18 protein-coding genes are annotated in these 24,778 nt (G+C 73.9%); 7 read left to right on the forward strand and 11 right to left on the reverse strand.

Annotated elements, in window-relative coordinates; translation table 11 throughout:
- Nucleotides 1–7: 7 nt before the first annotated feature.
- Entirely contained in the window at nt 8–1,057 is a 1,050-nt protein-coding gene (locus ACBR40_RS19805) for an alpha/beta hydrolase (protein ID WP_371249665.1), read from the reverse strand.
- A 235-nt stretch (nt 1,058–1,292) separates the two neighbouring features.
- On the opposite strand from ACBR40_RS19805, the gene ACBR40_RS19810 reads away from it, so the two are divergent.
- Entirely contained in the window at nt 1,293–6,899 is a 5,607-nt protein-coding gene (locus ACBR40_RS19810; RefSeq protein ID WP_371249666.1) for a beta-ketoacyl synthase N-terminal-like domain-containing protein, read from the forward strand.
- Nucleotides 6,896–8,209: a crotonyl-CoA carboxylase/reductase gene (gene ccrA / locus ACBR40_RS19815; RefSeq protein ID WP_344211529.1), complete on the forward strand. Its 1,314-nt coding sequence runs from the start codon at nt 6,896–6,898 to the stop codon at nt 8,207–8,209. The genes ACBR40_RS19810 and ccrA overlap by 4 nt, the downstream gene beginning before the upstream one ends.
- On the opposite strand, the gene ACBR40_RS19820 is transcribed toward ccrA, so the two are convergent.
- The 3 genes from ACBR40_RS19820 to ACBR40_RS19830 form a co-directional block, all read right to left on the reverse strand.
- Nucleotides 8,184–9,449, reverse strand: coding sequence for a PucR family transcriptional regulator (locus tag ACBR40_RS19820; protein WP_371249667.1), 1,266 nt, complete (start codon nt 9,447–9,449; stop codon nt 8,184–8,186). The two genes, ccrA and ACBR40_RS19820, sit on opposite strands and share 26 nt — an antisense overlap.
- Before the next feature lie 93 nt (nt 9,450–9,542).
- Nucleotides 9,543–9,743, reverse strand: a complete 201-nt coding sequence (locus tag ACBR40_RS19825) for an EF-hand domain-containing protein (RefSeq protein WP_091092764.1) — start codon at nt 9,741–9,743, stop codon at nt 9,543–9,545.
- A 92-nt stretch (nt 9,744–9,835) separates the two neighbouring features.
- The gene (locus ACBR40_RS19830) at nt 9,836–10,954 is read right to left on the reverse strand and encodes an FAD-dependent oxidoreductase (RefSeq protein WP_371249668.1); all 1,119 of its coding nucleotides are present in this window, start codon (nt 10,952–10,954) and stop codon (nt 9,836–9,838) included.
- Nucleotides 10,955–11,008: 54 nt separating this feature from the next.
- Between ACBR40_RS19830 and ACBR40_RS19835 the strand changes: the two genes are divergently transcribed.
- Together ACBR40_RS19835 and ACBR40_RS19840 are read left to right on the forward strand one after the other, a co-directional pair.
- Nucleotides 11,009–11,701, forward strand: coding sequence for a TetR/AcrR family transcriptional regulator C-terminal domain-containing protein (locus ACBR40_RS19835; protein ID WP_371249669.1), 693 nt, complete (start codon nt 11,009–11,011; stop codon nt 11,699–11,701).
- Nucleotides 11,702–11,730: 29 nt separating this feature from the next.
- Nucleotides 11,731–13,392 carry an alpha-amylase family protein gene (locus ACBR40_RS19840; RefSeq protein WP_371249670.1) on the forward strand — a complete coding sequence of 554 codons (1,662 nt, stop codon included), beginning with the start codon at nt 11,731–11,733 and terminating at the stop codon, nt 13,390–13,392.
- Here ACBR40_RS19840 and ACBR40_RS19845 read toward each other — a convergent pair.
- Nucleotides 13,379–14,020, reverse strand: coding sequence for a TetR/AcrR family transcriptional regulator (locus ACBR40_RS19845; RefSeq protein WP_371249671.1), 642 nt, complete (start codon nt 14,018–14,020; stop codon nt 13,379–13,381). The two genes, ACBR40_RS19840 and ACBR40_RS19845, sit on opposite strands and share 14 nt — an antisense overlap.
- Before the next feature lie 73 nt (nt 14,021–14,093).
- Between ACBR40_RS19845 and ACBR40_RS19850 the strand changes: the two genes are divergently transcribed.
- Both ACBR40_RS19850 and ACBR40_RS19855 read left to right on the forward strand, forming a co-directional pair.
- Entirely contained in the window at nt 14,094–14,864 is a 771-nt protein-coding gene (locus ACBR40_RS19850; protein ID WP_371249672.1) for an alpha/beta fold hydrolase, read from the forward strand.
- Nucleotides 14,865–14,900: 36 nt separating this feature from the next.
- Nucleotides 14,901–16,667: a bifunctional UDP-sugar hydrolase/5'-nucleotidase gene (locus tag ACBR40_RS19855; protein ID WP_371249673.1), complete on the forward strand. Its 1,767-nt coding sequence runs from the start codon at nt 14,901–14,903 to the stop codon at nt 16,665–16,667.
- On the opposite strand, the gene ACBR40_RS19860 is transcribed toward ACBR40_RS19855, so the two are convergent.
- The 4 genes from ACBR40_RS19860 to ACBR40_RS19875 all read right to left on the reverse strand — a co-directional run bounded on the left by ACBR40_RS19860 (nt 16,664) and on the right by ACBR40_RS19875 (nt 20,558).
- Nucleotides 16,664–17,404: a cytochrome d ubiquinol oxidase subunit II gene (locus ACBR40_RS19860; protein ID WP_344211511.1), complete on the reverse strand. Its 741-nt coding sequence runs from the start codon at nt 17,402–17,404 to the stop codon at nt 16,664–16,666. The two genes, ACBR40_RS19855 and ACBR40_RS19860, sit on opposite strands and share 4 nt — an antisense overlap.
- A 12-nt stretch (nt 17,405–17,416) precedes the next feature.
- Entirely contained in the window at nt 17,417–18,670 is a 1,254-nt protein-coding gene (locus ACBR40_RS19865; protein WP_371249674.1) for a cytochrome ubiquinol oxidase subunit I, read from the reverse strand.
- A 98-nt stretch (nt 18,671–18,768) separates the two neighbouring features.
- Nucleotides 18,769–19,437, reverse strand: a complete 669-nt coding sequence (locus ACBR40_RS19870; protein ID WP_344211507.1) for a response regulator transcription factor — start codon at nt 19,435–19,437, stop codon at nt 18,769–18,771.
- Nucleotides 19,434–20,558 (reverse strand): sensor histidine kinase, encoded by a 1,125-nt coding sequence (locus ACBR40_RS19875; protein ID WP_371249675.1) that lies wholly within the window; start codon nt 20,556–20,558, stop codon nt 19,434–19,436. The genes ACBR40_RS19870 and ACBR40_RS19875 overlap by 4 nt, the downstream gene beginning before the upstream one ends.
- Nucleotides 20,559–20,589: 31 nt before the next feature.
- Here ACBR40_RS19875 and ACBR40_RS19880 point away from each other — a divergent pair, with 31 nt between their 5' ends.
- Entirely contained in the window at nt 20,590–20,811 is a 222-nt protein-coding gene (locus ACBR40_RS19880) for a hypothetical protein (RefSeq protein ID WP_344211503.1), read from the forward strand.
- On the opposite strand, the gene ACBR40_RS19885 is transcribed toward ACBR40_RS19880, so the two are convergent.
- Complete coding sequence (locus ACBR40_RS19885) at nt 20,803–21,705, reverse strand: acyl-CoA desaturase (protein ID WP_344211659.1); 903 nt, start codon at nt 21,703–21,705, stop codon at nt 20,803–20,805. The two genes, ACBR40_RS19880 and ACBR40_RS19885, sit on opposite strands and share 9 nt — an antisense overlap.
- A 191-nt stretch (nt 21,706–21,896) precedes the next feature.
- A complete protein-coding gene (locus tag ACBR40_RS19890) occupies nt 21,897–24,767 on the reverse strand; it encodes a BTAD domain-containing putative transcriptional regulator (RefSeq protein WP_371249676.1) in 2,871 nt (956 codons plus the stop codon).
- Between the last annotated feature and the right edge of the window lie 11 nt (nt 24,768–24,778).

Genomic DNA, 24,778 nt, shown 5'->3' on the forward strand with positions numbered 1-24,778 from the left:
CGCCGCGTCATCCCCGCCGCAGCCCCAGAGCGCGCACGATCATCGGGTACGACCTCTTGAACTCGCGCGTCCAGTACGGCCAGGTGTGCGTGCCGTCCCCGTACAGGTGCAGCGTGTGCCGGATGCCGAGTTTCTTCAGCCGCTCGCTCAGCGCCCGCGCCGTGTAGGCGGAGATCGGCTCGCCCAGGTGGGCCGGGTTCCAGGCGGCGTCGGGCCGGTCCAGCGGGCCGTTCAGCGACGTGCTGCCGCTGGAGATGTAGAGCGAGGTGCCGCGGAGGCCGGCGGCGAGCGCCAGGGGGTCGTTGGCGGCCCACACCTTCGCGTTCCGCTTCGGGTCGCCCCACAGCGCGAGCGGGTCCTGCTTCTCGCTGGCCTGCGCGTTCATGATGACCGCGGGGATGCCCGGCAGCCGGGTGGCCATGATGCCGCTGTACGCGCCCGCGAAGCGGAACATGCCGGGGTTGGCGGCGGCGTACTTGATCGCGCCGTACGCGCCCATCGACAGCCCGGCGACGGCCCGCCGGGTGCCGGCCCGGTAGCCGGACTCCAGCAGCCGCCGCACCTCCGAGGTGTGGAACGTCGCCCACTTCGGCGGCCCGCCCCGTCCGGCGTTGTGCCAGTCGGAGTAGTTGCCCGCCCGGCCCGCCTCCGGCATGACGACGATGGCGTCCAGGTTCGCGGTGTACGTGGCCACGTCCGTCATCCGGGTCCACGAGGTGTAGTCGTCGGCGCCGCCGTGCAGCAGGTAGAGCACCGGCCAGGTCCGCCCGGCCGTCCGCGACCAGCCTCGGGGCAGCAGCAGGCGGACCGGCGTGAGCTTCCCGACGGCCGGCGAGGAGACGAGCAGGTCCAGGGTGCGCGGGTCGAGCCGGCGTTCGGCGACCACGCGGGCGGGGCCGGGCAGCGCGCGCTGGCCGGGGGCGTACCCGCCGGTGGCCGGCTCGGCGCGCGGCGGCTCGCTCTCCTGGGCGAACGACCAGTCGGGGTCGGCGGAGGCGGGGGCCGCGCAGGAGAGCAGCAGCGCCGTCGCCGCCGCCAGTGCCGCCAGGGCACGCATGGGAGCCCTCCTTCGCTCGGGGTGCAGGCGAGAGTAGAGGCGGCGCCGGCCCGGGGCTATGAGGCGGCGCAACGAAATCGGCCCGTCCGTTGTGGCCCGTCGGACAATTTCGCCCGGATTGTCACCGGCGTGACAAAACACGACCGAGGAATGTTCCGTACGGTCGTGCCGCCCGTCCGGCGCTCCTCAGTAGGGTGGCCGATCACCCCGGCCCCGGCGCACTCGGGAGTGTTTCGTGGACGTACCCGATGAGAGCGAGATCCGGACCTTCCTCATCGAGCGGCTCGGCGGGCAGGTGGACCCCGGCCGCCCGCTGGAGGAGCACGGGCTGTCCTCGCGCGAGGCCGTCGCGGTGGCGGGCGAGCTGGGCGAGCTGCTGGGCCGCGAGCTGAGCCCCACGATCGTGTGGGAGCACCCGACGATCGACCGGCTCGCCCGCGCGCTGTCCGCGCCCCAGGAGACCGCCGAGGCTGGCGGGACGGCGGGGGAGCCCATCGCGGTGATCGGCGTCGGCTGCCGCTTCCCCGGCGCGCACGGCCCCGAGGCGTACTGGAAGCTGCTCGTCGACGGCCGGGACGCGGTCGGCGAGGTGCCGGAGGGGCGCTGGGAGGCGTTCGACGACGGCTCCGCGCGCACCCGCGAGGCGCTGGCCGGCGTCACCCGGCACGGCGGGTTCCTCGCCGACGTGGCGGGGTTCGACGCCGAGTTCTTCGGCATCTCGCCGGGCGAGGCCGCCGCCATGGACCCGCAGCAGCGGCTGCTCCTGGAGACCGCATGGGAGGCGCTGGAGCACGCCGGCCACGCCCCGCGCACGCTCTCCGGCAGCCGCACCGGCGTGTACGCCGGTCTCTCCGGCACCGAGTACGCCCACCTGACCGGCGCCGACCTCGCCGCCGTGGACGCCTGGACCGCCACCGGGGCCGCGCTCAGCATCGCCGCCAACCGGGTGTCGTACCTGCTGGACCTGCGCGGCCCCTCCCTGGCCGTGGACACCGCCTGCTCCTCCTCCCTCGTCGCCACCCACCTGGCCGTCACCGGCCTGCGCGCCGGCGAGTGCGACCTGGCGCTCGCCGCCGGGGTGAACCTCCTGCTGTCGCCGCTGGTCACCGTGGCCTTCGACCGGGGCGGCGGCACCGCGGCCGACGGGCGCTGCAAGGCGTTCGACGCGGCGGCGGACGGGATGGTGCGGGCCGAGGGCTGCGGCGTCGTGGTGCTCAAGCGGCTCGCGGACGCCGTACGGGACGGCGACCGGGTGCTCGCGGTGATCAGGGAGAGCGCCGTGGGCCAGGACGGCCGCTCCAACGGTCTGGTCGCACCCAACCCGGAGGCGCAGGAGTCGCTGCTGCGGCAGGTGTACGGGCGGCTCGGCCGCGGGCCCGACTACATCGAGGCGCACGGCACCGGAACCCTGCTCGGCGACCCGATCGAGGCCAGGGCCATCGCCGCCGCCGTGCCGACGCCGGTCCTGCTGGGCTCGGTCAAGACCAACCTCGGGCACCTGGAGGCGGCGGCGGGCGTCGCCGGGCTCATCAAGGCCGTGCTCGCCCTGCACCACGGGGTGATCCCGCCCAGCCTGCACTTCCGCGAGCCGAACCCGCACATCCCGTGGGAGCGGCTGCGCGTCGTCACCGCGCCGACGCCGTGGCCGTGCCGGGAGGGTGGTGACCCGGCGAGGGCGGGGGTGTCGGCGTTCGGCTTCGGCGGCACGAACGCCCACGTCGCCCTGGACGCCTTCCCCGCTCCTCAGGCCGCTCTCCCGGTCCGTGCCAAGCACGTCTTCCTGCTCACCGACGCGACCCCCCGCCGGGTCGAGCGCCACGCCCGCGTCCTCGCCTCCTGGCAGCCCCCCGCCGACCTGGCGGACGTGGCCCACACCCTCGCCAGGCGGGCCGGGCGCGGGCGGGTGGCGGCGGCCGTCGTGGCGGGCGACGCCGGCGAGCTGGCCGCCAAGCTGCGCGAGGTCCGGCCGGTCGGCCCCGTCACCGCCGCCGAGGGGCCCGTCTGGGTGTTCAGCGGCTACAGCCCGCACCGGCCGTCCCTGGAGCTCTACGCCGCAGAGCCCGCCTACCGCCGCACCCTCGACCTGCTGGCCCCCATGCTGCGGGACGAGGCCGGCATCGACGTCCACGACCCCGGCGCGGCCGGCGTGGCCACGCTCCAGCCGATCATCTTCGCCGCGCAGCTCGCGCTGGCCGAGACCTGGCGGGCCTACGGCTTCGAGCCCGCCGCCGTGATCGGGCACTCCATGGGCGAGGTGGCCGCCGCGGTGGTGGCGGGCGGGCTCGGCGTCGAGGACGGCGTACGGGTGATCTGCGCGCGGGCCCGGCTGCTCGGCGGGCTGGGCGGCGGCGGGGCCATGGCGGTCGTCGAGACCGGGGCCGAGGAGGTGCCGGACGACCTGCACGTCGCCGTGTACGCCTCGCCGTCGCAGACCGTGGTGACGGGGGAGCCGGAGCGGGTGGCGGAGTTCGCGGCGTCGGTGGCGGCGCGGGGGCTGTTCGCGCGGACGCTGACGGCCGAGGGGGCGGGGCACTCGCCGCAGGTACGGTCGCTGGTGCCGCTGCTGCGTGAGGAACTGCGCGGGATCGCGGGGGGCAAGCCTGACATCCCGTACTATTCGCCGGTCTTCGAGGATCCGCGCGAGGCGCCGGCGTTCGAGGGCGCGTACTGGGCGGCCGGGCTGCGCCGTCCCGTACGGCTCATGCAGGCCGTACGGGCGGCGGCCGAGGACGGGCACACGCTCTTCACCGAGCTGGGGCCGCGCCCGCTGCTGTCCGGGGCGCTCCGCGACACCCTGCCCGCGACCGCCCGCGTCACCGAGGGGCCCTTCCACGACCAGCTCGCCGCCGTCGCCGTGGCCGTGCCGCCCCGGACGCGGGGGCGGCTCGCCGACGTGCCGCACTCGCCTTGGGAGCACGTACGGCACTGGGCCGAGCCGAAACGGCCGCCGGCCGGGCATCCGCTGCTCGGCGCGCACGTCGAGACGCCGTCCTGCCATTCGTGGACCACCACGCTCGACGACCTCGCCGACGCCCCCTGGCGGCTGCCGCCGGAGGAATGGCACCGGGACGGCCATCCGGTGCTCACGCCCGCCGTCCTGGCGCGGCTCGCCCGCGCGGCCGTCGCGGAGACCTCCGACGAGATGGAGCTCCGGCAGGTGACGCTGCACGCCCACCTGCCGCTTCCCGCCCAGGTGACGATCACCCTCGCGGACGGGCGCGTCGAGCTCTCGGCGAAGAACGCCGCAGGCCGGTGGACCGTCCACGGGAGCGCCGTGTCCGGCCCGGTCACCGGGGTTCCCGAGCTCATCGACCTGCTCCCGGGGCCCGTCCCCGTCACGCTGGACGCCAAGCTCGTCGCGCGGGCGTGGGTGAGCGTGCCACCGCCGCCGGAGGCGGGCATGTCCCGCCCCTGGCTCGTCCTGGCCGAGGAGGGGGATGCGCGGGCCGCCCGCCTCCGCGCCCTGCTGCCCACCCCTTCGGGCGAGGGGGCCCCGGCGGGTGGTGGCGTCCTGCCTGGTGACGGGGTGCTGGTTCTGGTGCCGCCGGGGCTCGGGGTGGCGGGGGTGCAGCGGGTCATGCTCCGGGTGGCCGGGCTGGCTCGGCGGGGGGCGCGGATCGTGATCGCGACCGAGCGGGCCCAGGCCGTACGCGACGGCGACCTCGCCGACCCAGGGCCCGCCGCCCTCCGGGCCCTGGTCCGGGTCCTCGCCCTGGAACATCCCGAGACCCGCGCCCGCCTCGTCGACCACGACGACCTCGGCGCGCTGGTCAGGGAGCTGTCCTGCGACGCCGAGGACGACGAGGTGGCCTGGCGGGCCGGCATCCGCTACGCGGCCCGCCTCCGCCGTGTCACCCTCCCGTCCCCCTGTGGCCCCGTGGCCGGACCCGGGGCGTACGTCATCACCGGCGGCCACGGACACCTCGGCCGCCTCACCGCCCGTCTGCTGCTCGAACGCGGCGCCACCCGCGTCGTGCTGAACAGCCGTACTCCCCACCCGGACGCAGGGCCTGTCAGGACGGTCACCGGCGATCTCGCCGCGCCGGGCACGGCCGAGCGGCTGGTGGCCGCCGCCACCGAGGGCGGGCTGCGGCTGCGCGGCGTCGTGCACGCCGCCGGGGTGCTCGACGACCGCCTGATCGCCGACCTCGAACCGGACGGCCTCGCCCGCGTGTGGGCCGCCAAGGTCGTCGGCGCCCAGCGGTTGCACGACGCCACCAAGGACCTGGATCTCGACTGGTGGGTGGCGTTCTCGTCGGCGGCGTCCCTGCTCGGCTCGCCGGGCCAGGCGGCCTACGCCGCCGCGAACGCCTGGCTGGACGCGCTGTGCGAGCGCCGCCGCGCCGAGGGGCTGCCCGCTCTCGCCGTCAACTGGGGTCCCTGGGCCGGGACCGCCGCGCCCGCCACCCCGGGCGTCGAGCCCCTGACGGAGGACGAGGGGCTGGAGGCGCTGGAGGCGCTGCTGCAACGTGACTTCCCGGCGGGGGTGGTCAAGCTCGATCCTGCGCGGGCGGTCGCGCTCTTCCCGTCCCTGGTGCGCATCCCGTACTTCTCCGAGGTCGCCGAGGCCCCGGCCCTGGAGGACCTGCCGGGGCCGGTGGGCGTCTCTCACAAGCTGCGGGAACGGGCCGCCGCCGTGCTCGGGGTGGAGCCGTCCCGGCTGGGGGACGACGTCGTCCTCACGGACCTCGGTCTCGACTCGCTGGCCGCCACCCGGTTGCGGGGCATGATCGAGCACGACTTCGGCGTACGGGTGGCGGCGGCCCCGCTGCTCAACGGCGGCACCCTGGGCGCGCTGGCACGCACGGTCACCGAGAGCCTGGGTCTCGCCGTCGTCGAGCCCAGGGACGCGGCCGAGCGCCAGGTCACCCGCGTGCTCGCGGGGCTGCTCGGCCGCGAGCCCTCCGTCACCGAGCCGCTGCCGCCCGGCATCCTGCCCGAAGCCCTCGCCCTCCTCGGCCAGGAGTCCGCGCGGGAGGTCGTCACCCCCGCCGACCTGGCCGTGGCCATCAGGCGGGTGGACGAGGCCGAGGCGGGGCGGGGGGTCGTCCGGCCGCTGACCCCGGCCGCTCCCGCCGGCGCGCCGATCTTCCTGGCGCACCCGGCGGGCGGCACCACCGGCGTGTACGCCCTCCTCGCCGCCCGGCTCCCCGTCCCCGTCCTCGGCCTGGAACGCCTGGACCAGCCGGACGACATCCCCGGCCGCGCCGCCCGCTACGCCGAAGCCATTCGCCGGGCCGCGGAGCCCCCGTACCGGCTGGGCGGGTGGTCGTTCGGCGGGATCCTGGCGTTCGAGATCGCGCGGCTGCTCGGCGAGGACGACGTCGAGCTGCTGGCCATGATCGACTCCGGCCTCCCCGACGAGGTCGGCGGGCCGGACCGCCGACGGCTCGCCGCCCGCCGCTACGCGGCCTTCGCCGCCTACCTCACCAGGACGTACGGCACCCCGATCCACCTGGACCGCGCCGAGCTGGAGACGCTGGACGAGCCGGCCCAGTTCGCGCTCACCGAGGCCAGGATCGCCGAGTCGGGCGTGCTCGCCACCCTGCCGCCCGCGATCCTGCGCCACCAGCTCACCTCGCACGACGACACCCGGGCCATCGAGCGCTACCGCCCCGCCGGCCCGTACCACGGCCGCGCGGTCCTCTACCGCTCCACCGAGCCCGCCCCCTGGACCGTCGAGGACCCCCGGTACGCCCACGCCGACGACCCGGCCAGAGGCTTCGCCCCGTACGCGCCCCGGCTGGAGGTCGTCGAGATCCCCGGTTCGCACCACCTCAACCTGCTCGACCCGCCCCACGTCGAGGTCATCGCCGAGCACCTGAAGGGACTACTCCTGTGAAGACGACAGCACTCGCCGAGGCGGTGGTGGCCGGCGCCGAGCCGGCCGAGCTGGCGCGCCTGGACGTGCCCTCCGCCTACCGCGCCGCCCACCTGCGCAAGGACGAGGTCGGCAGCTTCGACCAGGACGAGCAGGACAAGGACGTCCGCCGCACCCTGCACGTCGGCGAGGTGCCGATGCCGGAGCTGGCCGAGGACGAGGTGCTGGTCGCGGTCATGGCGAGCGCGATCAACTACAACACGGTGTGGTCGGCGATGTTCGAGCCGGTGCCGACGTTCGCGTTCCTGGAGCGGTTCGGGCGCAGCGACGCGCGGCACGACCTGCCGGTGCACGTGCTCGGCTCGGACGCGGCCGGCGTGATCGTCAGGACCGGCCGCGCGGTCCGCCGCTGGCGGGTGGGGGACCGGGTGGTGACCAGCCCCGCGTACGTGGACGGCGAGGACCCGGTCATCCAGCACGACGGCATGCTGGCGGGCGACCTGCGCGCCTGGGGCTTCGAGACGAACTTCGGCGGCCTCGCCGACTTCGCCGTGGTCAAGGCCACGCAACTGCTCGCCAAGCCCCGGCACCTGAGCTGGGAGGAGGCCGCCTGCAACATGTTGTGCGCCTCGACCGCGTACCGGATGCTCGTCGGGGAGCGTGGCGCGCGCATGAAGCAGGGCGACGTGGTGCTGCTGTGGGGGGCGACGGGCGGCCTCGGCGGGTACGGCGTGCAGCTCGTCAGGAACGGCGGCGGCATCCCGGTCGGCGTCGTCGGCAGCCAGGAGAAGGCCGAGCTGCTGCGCCGCATGGGCTGCCCGTACGTCGTGGACCGTTCGCAGCTCGACGGCGGCCTGGCGGACGAGAAGGGCTGGCGGCGGCTCGGCGCGGAGATCAGACGGCAGGTGGGGGAGGACCCGGCCATCGTCTTCGAGCACACGGGCAGGGAGACGTTCGGGGCGTCGGTGTACGTCGCCAGGCGCGGCGGCGCGGTCGTGACCTGCGGCTCCTCCAGCGGCTACGCCCACGAGTACGACAACAGGCACCTGTGGATGAAGCTCAAGCGCATCATCGGCTCCCACGGCGCGAACTACCAGGAATGCCACGAGGTGAACCGGCTGATCTCGCTCGGCATGGTCCACCCCACGCTGTCGGCCGTCTACCCGCTGGAGGGGGCGGCGGAGGCGGCCCGCGCCGTGCAGCTCAACCAGCACGTCGGCAAGGTCGGCGTGCTCGCCCTCGCCCCGTCGGAGGACCTGGGGATCGAGGATCACGCGCTGCGGGCGCGGATCGGCGAGGACCGGCTCAGGCTCTTCCGCCGGCCCCTCTGAACGTCCTGTTCACGGCCTGGCGGGCGCGGAGCGCGATCTCCAGCTCGAACCGGACGTCCGGGTCGGCGAGTTGCTCGCCGTACAGCTCTTCGAGCTGGCGTAACCGGTAACGCACGGTCTGAGGGTGTACGTGCAGGCGGGCGGCGACCTCGCCGGCCCCGCGCCCGTACCGCAGCCAGGCCAGCAGCGTCTCGGCCAGCCGGTCCTGCTGGGTGGGGCGGAGGTGCGCGAGGGGCGCGAGCCGCGCCTCGGCCAGGGCGTTGACCAGCTCCTCGTCCTTGAACACCACCAGCGTCGCCATGTGGTCCTCGCAGCGCGGCAACCCGCGCGGCAGCACGCCGCGCCGCGACAGCTCCAGCGCCTCCCGCGCCCAGCGCAGGGACGTCGCCGCCGCGGCGAGCGGCACCGCGGGCCCGATCGCGCCCCAGTAGCCGCGCAGCCCGTGCTCCAGCATCTGCGCCTGCCCCGGCCCGCTCGGGTCGGGCACCAGCAGGCACGGCGTGGTCCGCTCCAGCCCGGCGAGCACGTCGGGCGGCAGCGCCGGCATCCGGGCCGGCATCCGGTACGCCGTCCCACGCCGCCCCTGCGCGGGCCCCTGCGCGGGCCCCTGTGCGGGAACGCCGGGCAGGTCGTCGAGCGCCACGCAGGCGACCGTGCGCGGCAGTCGCCACCCGGCCGCCTTGGCCAGGTCGGCGATCGCCTCGGGGCTCGCGGCCGGCTGGCTGAGCAGCAGGTCGAGCAGCCGGCCGCGGCGACGTTCGATCTCGCCGGCGGCCCGCGCCCTGGCCTCCTCGAACCCCTCGGCCGCGGCGTCGGCGAGCTGGTCGAGGTAGACGAAGATGGTCTCGCCCAGGTCGTACAGGCACTGAGGGGAGAGCCCGAGCGGGTCGGCGATCTCCGTGAGCCGCCGCCAGCCCACCCGCGCGCCGAGCCGGAGCGCGGTCTGCAGCGGCTCCAGGTTGCGCCCTTCGGCGGCCTCGCCCTTGCCGACCATGCGGAACGGCTCGGGGTCCCAGGCGGCGTCGGGGCTCTCGACGCGGTCGAGGAAGCCCTCGATGGCCTGCTCGACTGCGGTGCGCAGGACCTTGATGTAGAGCTCGTCCTCCCGCCTGGCGTACTCGGGGATGCGGTTCTGGATCTCCTCGATCACCTCTTCGGAGACCCGGCCGATGCCCGACCTGAGCGTCTTCACGAGGCCCGCGGGCGCCCGGCTTTCGCGTACGTCACTCTTGATGGCCATCGTCCCTCCTGTCGCCATTGTGACCCAGGCGACAGGAGTTTTGTAGCAAGTGCTTGCTTTTATCACATCCGGCTATACCGGCGGCGGCACCGCTCACCGGCTGACGAAGGCGCCGAACTCCTCCACGTCGATCAGCCCGTCGCCGTCCTTGTCGAGCCTGCGCACGCCTTCCTGCGCCGCCTCCAGCGTCACCGGCTGACCCATGATCTCCATGAGCCGGACGAGCTCCTCGGCCGAGATCCGGCCGTCCTTGTCGACGTCGATGAGATCGAAGGTGATCGCGTAGTCGCTCATGCGGGGGGCCTTTCTGGTTGTCGTCGCGTTCGAACCTTAGTGGCGCGGATCGCAGCCCGTCGATGGAACGCCATTCCCCCGCAAACGCCGCCCTAACGGACCTGCTCGGGGCTCTGGAGCTCGTCGAAGAAGGCGAGCGCGTCGGCCGGGTCGGGGCTGACGATGCGGTCGAGCCCGGCCGCGGTGAGCCTCGCCCACCTGACCGCCCGCCCCTGCATCCGCTCCTCGAAGGCGGCGACGGCCTCGTCCAGGCGGCCCGGAGCGGCGGCGGCCACGGCCTCGGCCAGCTCGGCTCCCTCCAGCAGCGCGAGGTTCGCGCCGGCCCCGAGCGGCGGCATCAGGTGGGCGGCGTCGCCGAGCAGCGTCACCCCGGGGACGTGCGCCCAGGTGTGCGGCACGGGCAGGACGTGCAGCGCGCGGTGGACGACGGGGCCGCCGCGCCTGAGCAGGTCGAGCAGCGGATCGGCCCAGCCGTCGAACAGGGCGAGCAGTTCCTCCCGTGCGCCGTCCGGCTCCGCCCACCGCTCCAGCGGGGCGCGGAACTGGGCGTACACCTTGACGTGGCCGCCGCTGTTGCGCTGCGCCACGAGGGCCTTGTTCACCCCGTACACGGCCATGGAGCCGTCGCCGATCAGGCGCGCGAGGTCGGGATGGCGGGCGTCCACGTCGTCCAGCGACGTCTCGGCGTAGCGCACGCCGGTGTAGCGGGGGGTCGCGGGCGAGAGCGCCGGACGCACCCGCGACCAGCCGCCGTCCGCGCCCACCACCAGGTCGTACGTCTCCTCGCCGCCGTCCGCCGTGCGCACCCGCGCCGTGGAACCGGCGGACGGCACGACCTCGGTCACGGCCCGGCCCCACTGGACGTCGAGCGGCCCGAGCAGCAGGTCGCGCAGGTCGCCGCGGTCGATCTCGGGATGCTGGGGGTCGCCGGGCCGCGGCGCCCAGTCGCGCAGCACGGTCCCGTCCTCGGCCAGGATGCGCATGGCCTGGCCCTCGGGGCGCGCGCGGGCCCGGAAGCCGTCGAGCACCCCGGCCCGGTCGAGCGCCCACTGGCCCATGTTCTCGTGCAGGTCGAGGGTGCCGCCCGGGGGACGGGCGCGGGGGCCGGGGTCGCGTTCGTAGACGGTGACGGGGTGGCCGTGGCGGTGCAGGACGCGGGCGAAGGCGAGGCCGCCGGGCCCGGCGCCGACGACGGCGATACGTTGTCTCATGTCGATACACTGTATTGACTAGATACGCCGTATCGCAATCGTACGATGTATTCCATGACTGTCTGGGACCGGCCAGAGCCGCAGCCCCGGCCCGCGCCCGTGCCGCTCGACCGCGAGCGCATCGTCGCCGCCGCCGTCGAGCTGGCCGACGAGGGCGGGCTGGAGGCGGTGTCGCTGCGCAAGGTCGCGGCCCGGCTCGACGCAGGACCGATGCGGCTCTACGGCTACCTCGCCACCAAGGAAGAGCTGTTCGACCTCATGCTGGACGCGGTCTACGCCGAGATCCTGCCCGCCCCGGATGACCGGGCCACCGGCTGGCGCGAGACCCTGCGCGCCCACGCCCGCCGCACCCGGCAGGCCGCACTCCGCCACGAATGGCTGGCCGACCTGCTCGGCGGCCGGCCGAGCCTCGGGCCCAACGCCCTCGCCGCCGCCGAGGTCACGCTGGCGGCGTTCGACCGCCTCGCCGACGTGGACACCGTGGCCCGCGCCGTGGCGACCGTCAACGCCTACGTCACCGGCGCGATCAGGCGCGAGATCGCGAACCTGCGCGCCGAGCGCGCCACGGGGCTGTCCGAGCACGACTGGCAGCGCGCCCACGGCCCCCACCTGACGAGGATGCTGGACACGGGCCGCTATCCGGCGCTGGCCAGGTTCGTGCACGAGGGCACGGAGACGGACGCGGGGACGTCCTTCGACCTGGAGCTCGACTGGGTGCTCGACGCCGTCGCCGCGCGAATCGCCTGAAACGGCAAAGCAGGGGTAGTCGGGGGGTCATGCGACTGACGTACACCTCTGACGTCTGGTGGAAGAACGCCGTCGTCTATTGCCTGGACGTGGAGACCTTCAAGGACGGCAACGGTGACGGCGTCGGCGACTTCCGCGGGCTCACCCAGCAGATCGACTATCTCGCCGGGCTCGGTGTGACGTGTCTGTGGCTGATGCCGTTCTTCCCGACCCCCAACAAGGACGACGGGTACGACATCACCGACTTCTACAGCATCGACCCCCGCCTCGGCACGCTGGGCGACTTCGTGGAGTTCATGCGCACCGCCCACGACCGCGGCCTGCGCGTCATCGCCGACCTCGTCGTCAACCACACCTCCGACCAGCACCCCTGGTTCAAGGAGTCCCGCAGCAGCAAGAACTCGCCGCTGCGCGACTGGTACGTCTGGTCCGACAAGCCGGAGCCGGACGACCCGAGCAAGGTGGTCTTCCCCGACAAGGAGGACTCCCTCTGGGAGTGGGACAACCGTTCCAAGCAGTACTACCTGCACAGCTTCTACAAGCACCAGCCCGACCTCAACGTGGCCAACCCCGAGGTCAGGGACGAGATCACCCGCATTCTCGGGTTCTGGATGGAGCTCGGCCTGTCGGGCTTCCGGGTGGACGCCGTCCCGTTCCTCATCGAGAACGTCGACCCGAAGCTGCCCGATCCGCACGAGTTCCTCCAGGACATGCGGGCGTTCATGACCCGCAGGAAGGGCGGCTCGATCCTGCTCGGCGAGGTCAACGTGCCCTACCCGGAGTTGGTGAAGTACTTCGGCGACGGGCTCGGCGACCAGGTCACCATGTGCTTCGACTTCATCAGCATGCAGAAGGCGTGGCTGTCGCTGGCACGCCAGGACGCCGGCCCCCTCGCCGACGCCCTCCGCGAGCGTCCCAAGCCGCCGAAGGACGGCCAGTGGGCCATGTTCCTCCGCAACCACGACGAGCTCACCCTCGACAAGCTGACCGACGAGGAGCGGCAGGAGGTCTTCGACGCGTTCGGGCCGGAGAAGGACATGCAGATCTTCGGCCGGGGCCTGCGCCGCCGGCTGCCGACGATGCTCGGCGGTGACCTGCGCCACGTCAAGATGGCCTACAGCCTGCTGTTCTCCCTGCCCGGCACCCCCGTCATCTTCTACGGCGAGGAGATCGGCATGGGCGAGAACCTCGCCGAGGAGGGCCGGCTCGCGGTCCGCGTCCCGATGCAGTGGACGCCGGACGGTGGTTTCAGCCAGGCCGATCCGGTGCGCGAGATGCCGGAGGGCTCCTTCGCCCCCGACCGGGTCAACGTCGCCGACCAGAAGCGGGACACGGCCTCGCTGCTGCGCTGGTTCCAGCTGCTCATCGAGCGTTACCGGGAGTGCCCGGAGCTGGCGTGGGGGACGTACACCGTGCTGGACGCCGGGCACCACGCGGTCTTCGCACACCGCTGCGACGCCGACGGCGCCACGGTCGTGGTGGCGCACAACCTGTGCGACACGGCGGTGGACGCCGAGCTGGAACTGCCGGGGTTGGAGGGTCAGCAGCTCACGGACCTGCTGGTGGACGGCACGCTCGACGTGTCGGCCGACGCCAAGGTGAAGCTGCCGCTGGGGCCGCACGACTGCCGCTGGCTGCGGGCCTCCCCGCCGGAGATCGCGCCCGAGGACGCGGGGGTCATGTCGCAGTAGCCGGAGCAGCGGCCGGAGCAGCAGCCGGAGCAGCGGCCGGATCAGCAGCCGGATAGGCCGCCATGGCGAGGGCGGCGATCCGCCGCAGCTCGGCGGGTCCCGCCCCGTCGCGCGACTGCGTCGACATGCCCTGGATGACGCAGGCGTAGAAGGCGGCCAGCCCGGCCGTGTCGGTGCCGGCCGGGATGCGGCCCGCCGCGAGGTCGTCGTCGATGCGCCGTTTCAGCGCGGCCGTGGCCTCCTTCCTGTGCTCGCGCAGCAGCTCCTCCACCTCGGCGGACTCCGGCCCGCAGTTGACCGCCGAGGAGACGATCATGCAGCCGGGCGGGTGCGCGGCGTCGGCGTACTCGGCCGCGGCCTCCCGCAGCACGCGCTCGATCGCCTGCCGGCCGGTGGGCTCCTCGTTCAGGGCGCGGGTGGTGAAGGCGCCGTAGGTGCGCTGGTAGCGGGCGACGACCTCCTCGAACAGGCGGCGTTTGTCGCCGAAGGCGGCGTACAGGCTGGGCGGTTTGATGCCCATCGCGGCGGTGAGCTCGGCGATCGAGGTCGCCTCGTAGCCGCGCCGCCAGAACGCCCGTAGCGCCTGCTCCAGCGCGAGGTCCCGGTCGAATGTCCGCTGCCTTGCCATGCCGTCATTCTATAGCGATCGCTATGTTATTGTCTGTTCTGTAGCGATCACTAAAGAAAGGTTGAGGAGAACCATGCCCATCGCGCAGCACCCCGCGGGCCCCGTCCACTACGGCCGCGCCGGCGAGGGCCCCGGGCTGGTCCTGGTCCACGGCACCGGCGGCGACGCCGCGACCAACTGGGCCCACCTCGTGCCCGGCCTGAGCGACCTGCGCACCGTCATCACCCCCGACTACGCGGGCAGTGGGGCCACCGCCGACCCCGGCGGCGAGCTCACGCTCGACCTGCTCGCCGGGCAGGTCGCCGCGGCCTTCGAGGGGCCGTCCGACCTGGTGGGGTTCTCGCTCGGGGCGGTCGTGGCCGCCGCGGTCGCCGCCGAGCGGCCCGAGCTGGTCCGGCGGCTGGTGCTCATCGCGGGCTGGACGCACCTCGCCGACGACCGGCTCGAACTCGGCCTGCGCACCTGGGCCAGGCTCGCCCGCACCGACCCCGAGAGCTTCGCCGCGTACGGGCCGCTGGTGGCCTTCAGCCCCGAGTTCGTCCGCGAGGCAGGCGTCGCGGCGCTCATGGGCGAGCCGCCGCGCGGCACGCTCCGCCAGATCGAGCTGGACCTCAGGGTGGACGTCCGCGACCTGCTCCCCAAGATCACCGCGCCCACGCTGGTCGTCGGCAACACCCGCGACTACCTGGTCCCGGTCGAGCACGCCCGCGCGATGCACGCCGCCATCCCCGGCAGCGAGTACGCCGAGCTCGACAGCGGTCACGTGGTCCTGCACGAGCGCCCGGCCGAGATCACCGCGCTGATCCGGGAGTTCGTGACCCGGGAGCCGTTGGGTAAATCGTAACCACTGAGTAATTTGTCCCGATTACCCTCCAGGCACATGCAGACCAAGAAGCTCGCCCTCGCCGGGGCCGCCGCGCTGACCGCGCTGGCCCTGGCAGCGCTCCCCGCTCAGGCCGGGGCCGCCCACGCGGGACCCGCGAAGACGGTCACCGTCACCGTCATGGGCACGTCCGACCTGCACAGCAACGTCCTCAACTGGGACTACTTCAAGGACGCCGCCTACGCCGACAGCGCGGGCAACAGCGTCGGCCTGGCCAAGGTCTCCACGCTGGTCAACACGATCAGGGCCGAGCGCGGGCCGGGCCACACGCTGCTCTTCGACTCCGGCGACACGATCCAGGGCACGCCGCTCGCCTACTACTACGCCAAGATCGAGCCGATCACCGAGACCGGCCAGACGCACCCGATGGCCAAGGCCATGAACGCCATCGGCTACGACGCCGTGACCCTGGGCAACCACGAGTTCAACTACGGTCTGCCGCTGCTGGCCACCTGGATCAAGCAGATGAAGGCCCCCGTGCTCGGCGCGAACGCCGTGCACGCGAAGTCGGGCCTGCCGGCGTATCAGCCGTTCGTCATCAAGACCATGAAGGTCAAGGGCGAGAAGCCGATCAAGGTCGGCGTGCTCGGCCTCACCAACCCCGGCGTGGCCATCTGGGACAAGGCCAACGTCGAGGGCAAGCTGCGCTTCACCGACCTGGTCGACTCGGCGAAGAAGTGGGTGCCGGTCATCCGCGGCCTCGGCGCGGACGTGGTCGTCGTGACCGCGCACGCGGGCGACAACGGCATGTCCTCCTACGGCGGCGACCTGCCCGTCGAGAACGCCTCGGCCCTGGTCGCCGAGCAGGTGCCGGGCATCGACGCGGTGCTGTTCGGGCACGCGCACAACGACGTGCCGCAGAAGTTCGTCACCAACAAGGTCACCGGGCAGCAGGTGCTGCTCACCGAGCCCGGCCGGTGGGGCCAGCGGTTGTCCCGGCTGGACTTCCAGCTCGCCAAGCAGCGCGGCAAGTGGGTCGTGACCGGCAAGTCCTCGGCCACGATCAACACCAACACGGTCGCCGAGGACCCCAAGATCGTCTCGCTGCTGAAGCCGCAGCACGACACCACCGTCGGCTACGTCAACAAGGTCGTGGCCAAGTCGGCGCAGGAGCTGTCGGCGGCCGAGTCGCCGTACAAGGACACGCCGATCCTCGACTACATCCAGCAGGTGCAGACCGAGACGGTCAAGCAGGCGCTGCCGGACAACACGCTGCCGGTGCTGTCGATCGCGGCCCCGTTCAGCCGCTCGGCGGTCTTCCCCGCCGGTGACGTCCGGGTCAGGGACGTGGCGGGCCTCTACGTCTACGACAACACGCTGCTGGCGATCAAGCTGACCGGCGCGCAGATCAAGGACTACCTGGAGTACTCGGCGAAGTACTTCAACCAGCTCGCCCCCGGCGCTCCGGTGGACGTGGCCACGCTCACCAACGCCTCCGGCACCCCCGACTACAACTACGACCAGCTCTCCGGCGTCTCGTACGACATCGACGTCAGCAAGCCGGTGGGGCAGCGCATCGCGAACCTGACCTACGACGGCCAGCCCGTCCCGGCCGACAAGGAGTTCGTGGTCGCGATCAACAACTACCGGCAGTCGGGCGGCGGCGGCTTCCCGCACGTCACCACCGCCCCCGTCCTCTACAACGCCCAGGTGGAGATCCGCCAGGCGCTCATCGAGTACGCCACCGCCAAGGGCACCATCGACCCGGCCGACTTCGCCGCCTCCAACTGGAAGCTCACCAGGGAAGGGGTTCCGGTCTTCTAGAGGTAGGAAGGCCCGGTGACCCGGTGCCGGAAGGTCCACCACACCCACGCCTGGGACGCCACCAGGAACGGGACGAGTGCCAGGACCACCGGCACCAGCACCGGCCCCGACGTGCCCGGATGCAGGGGGAGGCGCAGCCCCGCCAGCACCCCGACGGCCAGCAGCGCCGCCGCGGTCAGCGCGTACGCCCGCGCCTCCCCGCCGCCGCCCGTGAGCACGCCCGCCCGCTCGCGCAGCCCGCCGCGCAGCCGCAGCGCCGCGAACGTCAGCCCGTGCGTGCCGAACAGCGCGGCCACCACCAGCGCGGGCAGCACCGCGATCGGCCCCTCCAGCCCGAGCAGCACGCGGCTGAGCAGCAGCCCCCAGGTCAGCGCGAGCCCCCAGCTCCCCGCCACGGTCGCGCCGTCCCAGAACGCCTGCCAGCCGGGCCGCTCCAGCCGCCCGCGCAGCCACAGCCCCATGTCGCGGACCACCCACGCCAGCACGAGCCCGACCACCAGCGTGTAGTTGCCGCTCAGCAGCTCGCCCTCCAGCTCGGGGAACAGCCCGGCGAGCACCCCGGCGGTCGCCACCAGCCACACCTCGTTGCCGAGGAAGAACGGCGCGATGGCGGCGATCACCTCGCGCCGCTCGGCCGCGGAGCGCCCCAGGTAGGGCAGCACCATGCCGACCCCGATGTCGGCCCCGCCCAGCACGAGATAGCCGAGGGCGAAGAAGGCGAGAACGAAGATCTCCATGACGGCGTACTCCTAGAAGGTGGGGACGGGGGCGGGGGCGGGCTCGACCGGCTGCTCGCCGAGCGCGACCGCGCCGGGGCCGCGCCGGGCGTGCCGGGCCAGCAGCCAGTAGTTGACCGCGATGAGCGCCGCGAACACCGCGACGAACGCGGTCAGCGACACCCGCACCTGCGTCGCGGTCAGCGGCGACATGGCCTCGGCCGTGGTGAGCAGGCCGTACACGGCCCAGGGCTGGCGTCCCACCTCCCGGAACACCCATCCGGCCAGCATCGTGACGAACGGCACCGGGATCATCAGCGTCAGCAGCCAGTGCCAGGGCCGGAAGGACCGTACGGCCGGCCGGAACGCCATGAGCAGCACGCTCAGCCCCGCCACCACGGTCATGACCAGCCAGAGCACCATCATCAGCACGCCCGCCACCCGCACCGCGCCCACCGGCGGCAGGTAGTCGCCGGGCCCGTGCAGCGCCGCCATCGCGGCCTGCGTCTCGGCCATCAGCTCCGCCCGGTCCGCCCACACCGCGGTCTTCGACGGCTGCAGGTAGGAGAACTGCAGCCCGCCGAACGTCACCGTGAACATCGCCGCCGGCAGCGCCAGCCCGAGCCCGAGCCGCAGCGACTTGCGGAAGAAGTCCTGCTCGGCCGTGCGCCTCCGCAGGTGGTAGGCGCTCACCCCGGCCATGAAGAACCCGCCGGTGAGCAGCGCACCGCCCAGGATGTGCCAGAACGCGAGCTGCGCGGCCGGATTGCCGACCATCGCCCCGAAGTCGGCGATCCGCAGCGCCCCGCCCTCCAGCACGTGGCCGACCGGGTGTTGCAGGAAGCCGTTCGCCACCATGATCCAGAACGCCGACGCGTACGCGGTCAGCGTCACCACCCAGATCAGCGCCAGGTGCGCCCACCGGTTCAGCCGGTTCCAGCCGAAGATCCACAGCCCGAGGAACGTCGACTCGACGAAGAACGCCACCAGCGTCTCGATGGCCAGCGCCGAGCCGAAGACGTCGCCCGCGTACTCGGTGAGCCCGCTCCACGCCAGCCCCAGCTGGAACTCCATGACCAGGCCGGTGACGATGCCCATCGCGTAGTTGATGAGGTAGAGCTGGCCCCAGAACCGGGTCATCCGCAGATGGATCGGGCTGCCGGTCACCGTCGCCCGGGTCTGGAGCACGGCCACCAGGGTCGCGAGGCCCAGAGTGAGCGCGACGAAGAGAAAGTGCGCGCCCGCCGTGAGCGCGAACTGCAGCCGGGCGAGATCCACCGTTTCCATGCCGCAGAGTCTCCGGTCACGGCACCGGCCGCCGCGTCATGCCGGGGACGACGATTGCCCGTACACCCTGGGATGCAGGCGGGTCCCTCGCGTACCGCTCAGGTGGTAAGCCAGCCGGGCGTGATCATCCCGGCCTCGTACGCGAGCACCACGAGCTGGGCCCGGTCGCGTGCCGCCAGCTTGGTCATGATGCGGCTGACGTGCGTCTTCGCCGTGGCCGGGCTCAGCACCAGCCGGGCGGCGATCTCGTCGTTGGACAGCCCGGCCGCGACCAGCGTCAGCACCTCCCGCTCGCGCTCGGTCAGCGCGTTGAGCCGGGGGCCCGGCTCGGGCCGCTTCACCCGGCCGGCGAACTCGGCGATCAGCCGCCGGGTGACCGACGGCGAGATCAGCGCGTCGCCCCGCGCCACCACCCGGACCGCGTGGATGAGCTCGGCCGGCTCGGTGTCCTTGACCAGGAAGCCGCTCGCGCCGGCCCGCAGCGCCCCGTAGACGTAGTCGTCCAGGTCGAACGTGGTCAGGATGATCACCTTGACGCCGTCGAGCCGCGGGTCGCCGGCGATCCTGCGGGTGGCCTCCAGGCCGTCCAGCTCGGGCATGCGGATGTCCATGAGCACGACGTCGGGCCGGTGCTCGCGGGCTCCGGCCACGGCGACCTCGCCGTTGGGGGCCTCGGCGACCACCTCGATGTCGTCCTCGTCGCTGAGTATGGACCGGAAACCCGCTCGTACCAGGGTCTGGTCGTCGGCGAGCAGCACGCGGATCATCGGGCTCCTTCGATCGGCAGGCGGGCGACCACGCGGAAGCCGCCCTCGGGGCGCGGACCGGCCTCCAGCGTGCCGCCGAGCGCGCTCGCGCGCTCGCGCATGCCCCGCAGGCCGAAGCCGCTGCCCCCGTCGTACGTGACACCGGGGCCGTCGTCCTCCACGCGGACGACGAGCTCCCCGTCCCGGCAGGCGGCCGAGAGCCGGGCCTCGGCCGCGCCGGAGTGGCGGGAGACGTTCGTCAGCGCCTCCCTGATGATGCGGGCGGCGGCCAGGTCCACCTCGGTGGGCAGGGCGTCGAGCGGCCCGGACAGCTCCGTGCGCACGGTCAGGCCCGAGGCGGCGACCAGCGCGTCCATCCTGGCCAGGCTGTCGGCCGGCGCGGTCGGCACGCCCTCGTCCACCTGCCGCAGCACCCCCAGCGTGGTGCGCAGCTCCCGCAGCGTCTCCTTGCTGGTGTCCTTGATCGTGCGCAGCGCCCGCTCGGCCTCCTCGGGCCGCTTCTTCAGCCCGTGCAGCGCCGCCGCGGCCTGCACGTTGATCATGGAGATGTTGTGCCCGAGCACGTCGTGCAGCTCCCGCGCGATGCGCAGCCGCTCCTCGCTGGCCCGCCGCCTGGCCTCCTCCTCCTTGCTGTGCTCGGCGTCGGCCGCCCGCCGCTCCGCCTCCAGCAGGTAGGCCCGCCGCGTCCTGGTCACCCCGCCGAACGCCACCGCCGCCACCACCCAGCCGCCGATCGCGACGAACATCGTGTCGTCCACGTGCCGGGTGCCGCCGGACTCGCCGAGCCCCATCGCCAGCAGCAGCGTGCCCCCGGTGGCGACGGCCGCGGTGAGGTGCCCGAGGTCGGCCGCCGTGTAGAGCACCACGAACGCCAGCACCAGCAGGGGCCCGTCGAGCCGCCCCCACGGGTAGTAGAGCGCCACGCAGAGCGCGACCACGATCAGCGCCGTGACCGGGAACCTGCGCCGGACCAGCGTCGCCGCGCTCGCCGCCAGCGGCAGCAGCACGTCCAGCAGGTTGGGCGGCCGCGACGGGTTGAGCATCGCGGTGACCACCGTGCCCACCGCCACGACGCCGACCGCCGCGAGCGAGACCAGCGTGCTGGTGGAGGGCTTTCGCATGCCTCCCATTCTGTACGGGTACCGTCCGTGGATGAGCACCAAGGATGAGTTGCGCCGGCTCGACGAGGACCTGGCCCGGCTGCGCGCGGAGAACCACGACATCCGCGAGCAGATCCGGGACATGGGCGCGACCGACCAGATCGAGAAGGCCGCGGTGATCAGCCAGGCGGACGAGCAGGTCGAGCTGATCGCGGAGCTGGAGCGCCGCCGCGACAGGCTGGTCGCCCGCCTGGAGGAGGAGGAGTCAGCGTAGCGAGGCGCCCACCTCGTGCAGATGACCCAGCGCCTGCCGGTAGGAGGCGACCAGGCCGGTCTGCAGGTAGCTGACGCCGATCTCCGCGCAGTAGCGCTCCACGATGGGCTGGGCGCGGCGCAGGTTCGGCGCGGGCATGTTCGGGAACAGGTGGTGCTCGATCTGGTAGTTGAGCTGGCCGAGCAGGACGTCGCGGACCGGCCCTCCCCGCACGTTGCGCGAGGTGAGCACCTGCTTGCGCAGGAAGTCGAGCTTGTCCTCCTTGGTGAGCACCGGCATGCCCTTGTGGTTCGGCGCGAACGTGCACCCCAGGTAGAGCCCGAACAGCCCTTGGTGCACGGCCAGGAACGCCAGCGCCTTGCCCGGCGGCAGCACCGCGAAGACCGCGCCGAAGTAGGCCGCGAAGTGCGCCGCGAGCAGTCCCAGCTCCTGCCACCGCCGCCGCGCCCCCGGCTTGAGCAGCGCCTTCACGCTGGCCACGTGCAGGTGCCAGGCCTCCAGCGTGAGCAGCGGCAGGAACCAGAACGCCTGGTGGCGGGCGACGAGCCTGGGCAGGCCGCGGCTCCTCGCGACCTGGTCCGCCGAGAACACGATGACCGCGGGCGAGACGTCCGGGTCGTGGTCCTCGTGGTTGGGGTTGGCGTGGTGCCGGTTGTGCTTGCTGTTCCACCAGCCCCAGCCGAGCCCGATCGCGAGGTTGCCGAACAGCAGGCCCGCGAGGTCGCTGGGCGGGCGGGTGCGGAAGACCTGGCGGTGGCCGAGATCGTGGGCGAGGAAGCCGAACTGGCTGAACACCACGGCCAGCAGCGCCGCCACGAGCAGTTGCAGCCACGAGTCGCCCACCAGGGCGAACAGCGTCCAGGAGGCGACGTAGACGGCGACGCAGACGCCCATCCGGACCGCGTAGTAGACGGGACGCCGGTCGAGCAGGCCGGCGTCCGCGATGCGATGGGCTAGCCGGGCGAAATCGCTTCCCCTAGCGTCCAGCGTGCCAGGACTGGCCACAGGTCTCCTTCCTCACGGATTCGTTGTTGCCACCCTGACGTATCGGACACCGGTAGGGAAGCTTCGCAGGTCGTGGCGTTTCACCGGGACGCGAGCGACCCCAGAGCGTGCCGCTCCGGGTCCGGCCGCGCCGCGCCCCTCTCCACGGCCGCCGCGAAACCGGCCGCGCCCAGCGCCTCGCGGCAGCGCGCGGCCAGGGCGGTCACGTACGGGTCGGCGGACTCGGCGATGCCGCGCAGCGCCCGCGCCGCGCCCAGCAGCTCGGCCGCGGGCGCCGGCTCCAGGTGCCCGGCCACGCCCTCCAGCACCGTGGCCCGCACCGTCCGGTCGGAGCAGCCGGCCATCAGCTCCAGCGCCGCGCGCAGCGGGCGGCCGGGCTCGGTCACCCGGGCCAGCTCGATCTGGAGCAGCGCACGGAACTGCGCGCTCGCCTCGACGTCCAGGGCGAGCGCGGCCTCCAGCAACCGCCGCGCCTCCGCCGGATCGCCGCCGCGCCGGGCCAGCTCGGCGCGCGCGTGCAGCACCCGGGCCAGCGGCTCGGGCTCCCGCGACCGTTCGGCGGCCTCCTGCGCCCGCGCCAGCGCGCCGGCCGCGCCCGTGAGGTCGCCCGCCCGGCACTTGAGCTGCCCCAGCCGCAGCAGGTACGACATCGGCCCGAGCGCCACCTCCTCCAGCCCCGGCAGCCCCGGCGACCCGGCCATCCCCGGCGTCTCGGTGAGCGCGACGGCGGCCGCGAAGTCGCCGCGGTTCTCGGCCGCCAGCGACAGCCAGTAGGACGCCGCCCACTGGCCCCACCGGTCGCCGGTCCGCCTGAAGCCGTCCAGCGCCGGCTCCAGCAGGTCCTCCGCGCCCGCCACGGTGCCGTACTCGAACCGCACCAGGCCCGCGACCAGCAGCGCCGCGGACCTGACCCACGGGTCGGGATGGTCGCGCAGCCGCTCGGCGCCGCGCTCCGTGAGCGCCACGACGTCGTCAGGGGTGCCCAGCACGGCCCCCATCGCCCAGAAGTTCAGCGCCGCCGGATGGTCGGAGTCACGCACCGCCTCCGACGCCGGCTCGCCCGCGAGCATCCGGCACAGCCCGTGCGCCAGCTCCCTGCCCGGCGGCGGCACGTCCCCGACCCGGGCGAGCACGGCGGCGGCCTGCTCGCGGATCTCCCGCAGCCTGGCCCGCATGATCCACGGCCAGAACAGCGGCAGGATCAGCCGCAGCGGGTCCTCGGCGTGGCGCAGCGCGGCCTCCAGGTTGCCGTGCTCGGCGTCCAGCACCGCCAGCCAGGCGAACTGCGCGCCGGTGCGCAGGTGCGGCTCGGCGCGCTCGGCCAGCTCCGTGTAGTGGAGGGCGTGGGCGCGGCGCAGCTCGGGCAGGTCGGCGGCGGCGTACTCGCGGATCGTCTCCAGCATCGTGTAGCGGTCGCCGGACACCGCGACGAGCGACTTGTCCACGAGCGAGGACAGCAGGTCCAGGCGGCCGCCGCAGACCCGGGCGATCGCCTCGTACGTCGCGCCGCCCGAGAAGACGGTCAGCCCGCGCAGCAGCTCGCGCTCGGCGTCGGAGAGCAGGTTCCAGCTCCAGTCGATGACCGCGCGCAGCGTGCGGTGGCGCGGCTCGGCGGTGCGCCCGCCGCGCAGGGCCAGGCGCTGCCGCTGCTCGCCGAGCTGCTCGACGAGCAGCGGCACCGGCATCGTGCGCAGGCGGGCGGCGGCCAGCTCGATGGCGAGCGGGATGCCGTCCAGCTCCCGGCAGATCCGCGCCGCCTGGCCGGGCTCCACCCGCAGGCCGGGCCTGGCCGCGGCGGCCCGCGCCGCGAACAGCTCGACGGCCTGCGTCTCCGGCAGCGGCGGGACGGGATGAACGGTCTCGCCGGGGATGTCGAGCGGCTCCCGGCTGGTGGCCAGGATGCGCAGGTCCGCGACCTCCGCCAGCAGCCGCCCCGCCACCCTGGCGGCCTCCTCCACCACGTGCTCGCAGTTGTCGAGCACGATCACAGCGCCGGCCCCGCGTAACGCCGCCGCCGGGTCGCTGGTCCGCAGCACGCTCTCCACGGCGGCCCGGACCCCGTCCGCGGCCGCCAGCTCCACCAGCCACACCCCGCCGGGCGCGACCAGCCCGCCGGCCGCCTCCAGCGCCAGCCGGGTCTTGCCCGCGCCGCCCGCGCCGGTCAGGGTGACCAGCCGGGTCCCGCCGCCGAGCAGGGCGCGCAGCCGGGAAACGTCGCCGGCCCGGCCCACGAAGCTCGTCACCGGGGCGGGCAGGTTGCCGCGCGGCGCGGGCGGCGGCTCCCGCAGCGCCTCCAGGTGGGCCTCGCGCAGCTCGGGCCCGGGGCCCGCGCCCAGCTCGTCGCCCAGGGCGGCCCTGATCCGCTCGAAGACGGCCAGCGCCTCGCCCCGCCGCCCCAGCGCCGACAGCGCCCGCATCAGCAGCGCGTGGAACGGCTCCCGCAGCGGATGCGCCGCCACCAGCCCCTCCAGCTCCGCCACCAGCCCTTCCAGGACCGGACCGGCGGCGGACAGGTCGTGGGCGATCCTGGTGGCGAGCGCGGTCAGGCGCAGCTCCTCCAGCCGCACCGCGGGGCCCGCCGCGAAGGGCAGGTCCGCCGCGTCGGCCAGCGCGGGCCCCCGCCAGAGCGCCAGCGCCCGGTGGGCCTCGCCGTCGCGTACGAGCTGCTCGAACGCCCAGGCGTCCACCTCGCCCGGCGGCACGTCCAGCAGGTAGCCGGCGGGATGGGAGCCGATGAGGCCGGGGGCCTCGCGCCGGGCCCGCGACACCAGGGACTGCAGCGCCGCCGCCGGATGGGCGGGCGGCTCGTCCGGCCAGAGGTCGTCGATCAGCCGGTCGGCGGGGACGACCCGGCCGGGGTCGAGCGCCAGGCGCACCAGCAGGGCCCGCACCCTGGCCCCGCCCACCTGGGCGCCCGCCACCTGCAGCGGCCCCAGAATCCCGACCCGCATCGGCCCGGGAG

Origin of the sequence: Nonomuraea sp. AD125B, assembly GCF_041402765.1 — a bacterium.
Classification (GTDB): Bacteria; Actinomycetota; Actinomycetes; order Streptosporangiales; family Streptosporangiaceae; genus Nonomuraea; species Nonomuraea bangladeshensis.

What these genes read in the sequence shown, in the direction of transcription:
- ACBR40_RS19805 (WP_371249665.1), bottom strand. Translation starts at nt 1,057, where the DNA reads ATGCGTGCCCTGGCGGCACTGGCGGCGGCGACGGCGCTGCTGCTCTCC.
- ACBR40_RS19840 (WP_371249670.1), top strand. Translation starts at nt 11,731, where the DNA reads ATGCGACTGACGTACACCTCTGACGTCTGGTGGAAGAACGCCGTCGTC.
- ACBR40_RS19870 (WP_344211507.1), bottom strand. Translation starts at nt 19,437, where the DNA reads ATGATCCGCGTGCTGCTCGCCGACGACCAGACCCTGGTACGAGCGGGT.
- ACBR40_RS19860 (WP_344211511.1), bottom strand. Translation starts at nt 17,404, where the DNA reads ATGGAGATCTTCGTTCTCGCCTTCTTCGCCCTCGGCTATCTCGTGCTG.
- ACBR40_RS19855 (WP_371249673.1), top strand. Translation starts at nt 14,901, where the DNA reads ATGCAGACCAAGAAGCTCGCCCTCGCCGGGGCCGCCGCGCTGACCGCG.
- ACBR40_RS19830 (WP_371249668.1), bottom strand. Translation starts at nt 10,954, where the DNA reads ATGAGACAACGTATCGCCGTCGTCGGCGCCGGGCCCGGCGGCCTCGCC.
- ACBR40_RS19890 (WP_371249676.1), bottom strand. Translation starts at nt 24,767, where the DNA reads ATGCGGGTCGGGATTCTGGGGCCGCTGCAGGTGGCGGGCGCCCAGGTG.
- ACBR40_RS19880 (WP_344211503.1), top strand. Translation starts at nt 20,590, where the DNA reads ATGAGCACCAAGGATGAGTTGCGCCGGCTCGACGAGGACCTGGCCCGG.
- ACBR40_RS19865 (WP_371249674.1), bottom strand. Translation starts at nt 18,670, where the DNA reads ATGGAAACGGTGGATCTCGCCCGGCTGCAGTTCGCGCTCACGGCGGGC.
- ACBR40_RS19850 (WP_371249672.1), top strand. Translation starts at nt 14,094, where the DNA reads ATGCCCATCGCGCAGCACCCCGCGGGCCCCGTCCACTACGGCCGCGCC.
- ACBR40_RS19820 (WP_371249667.1), bottom strand. Translation starts at nt 9,449, where the DNA reads ATGGCCATCAAGAGTGACGTACGCGAAAGCCGGGCGCCCGCGGGCCTC.
- ACBR40_RS19845 (WP_371249671.1), bottom strand. Translation starts at nt 14,020, where the DNA reads ATGGCAAGGCAGCGGACATTCGACCGGGACCTCGCGCTGGAGCAGGCG.
- ACBR40_RS19825 (WP_091092764.1), bottom strand. Translation starts at nt 9,743, where the DNA reads ATGAGCGACTACGCGATCACCTTCGATCTCATCGACGTCGACAAGGAC.
- ACBR40_RS19835 (WP_371249669.1), top strand. Translation starts at nt 11,009, where the DNA reads ATGACTGTCTGGGACCGGCCAGAGCCGCAGCCCCGGCCCGCGCCCGTG.
- ACBR40_RS19875 (WP_371249675.1), bottom strand. Translation starts at nt 20,558, where the DNA reads ATGCGAAAGCCCTCCACCAGCACGCTGGTCTCGCTCGCGGCGGTCGGC.
- ACBR40_RS19885 (WP_344211659.1), bottom strand. Translation starts at nt 21,705, where the DNA reads ATGGGCGTCTGCGTCGCCGTCTACGTCGCCTCCTGGACGCTGTTCGCC.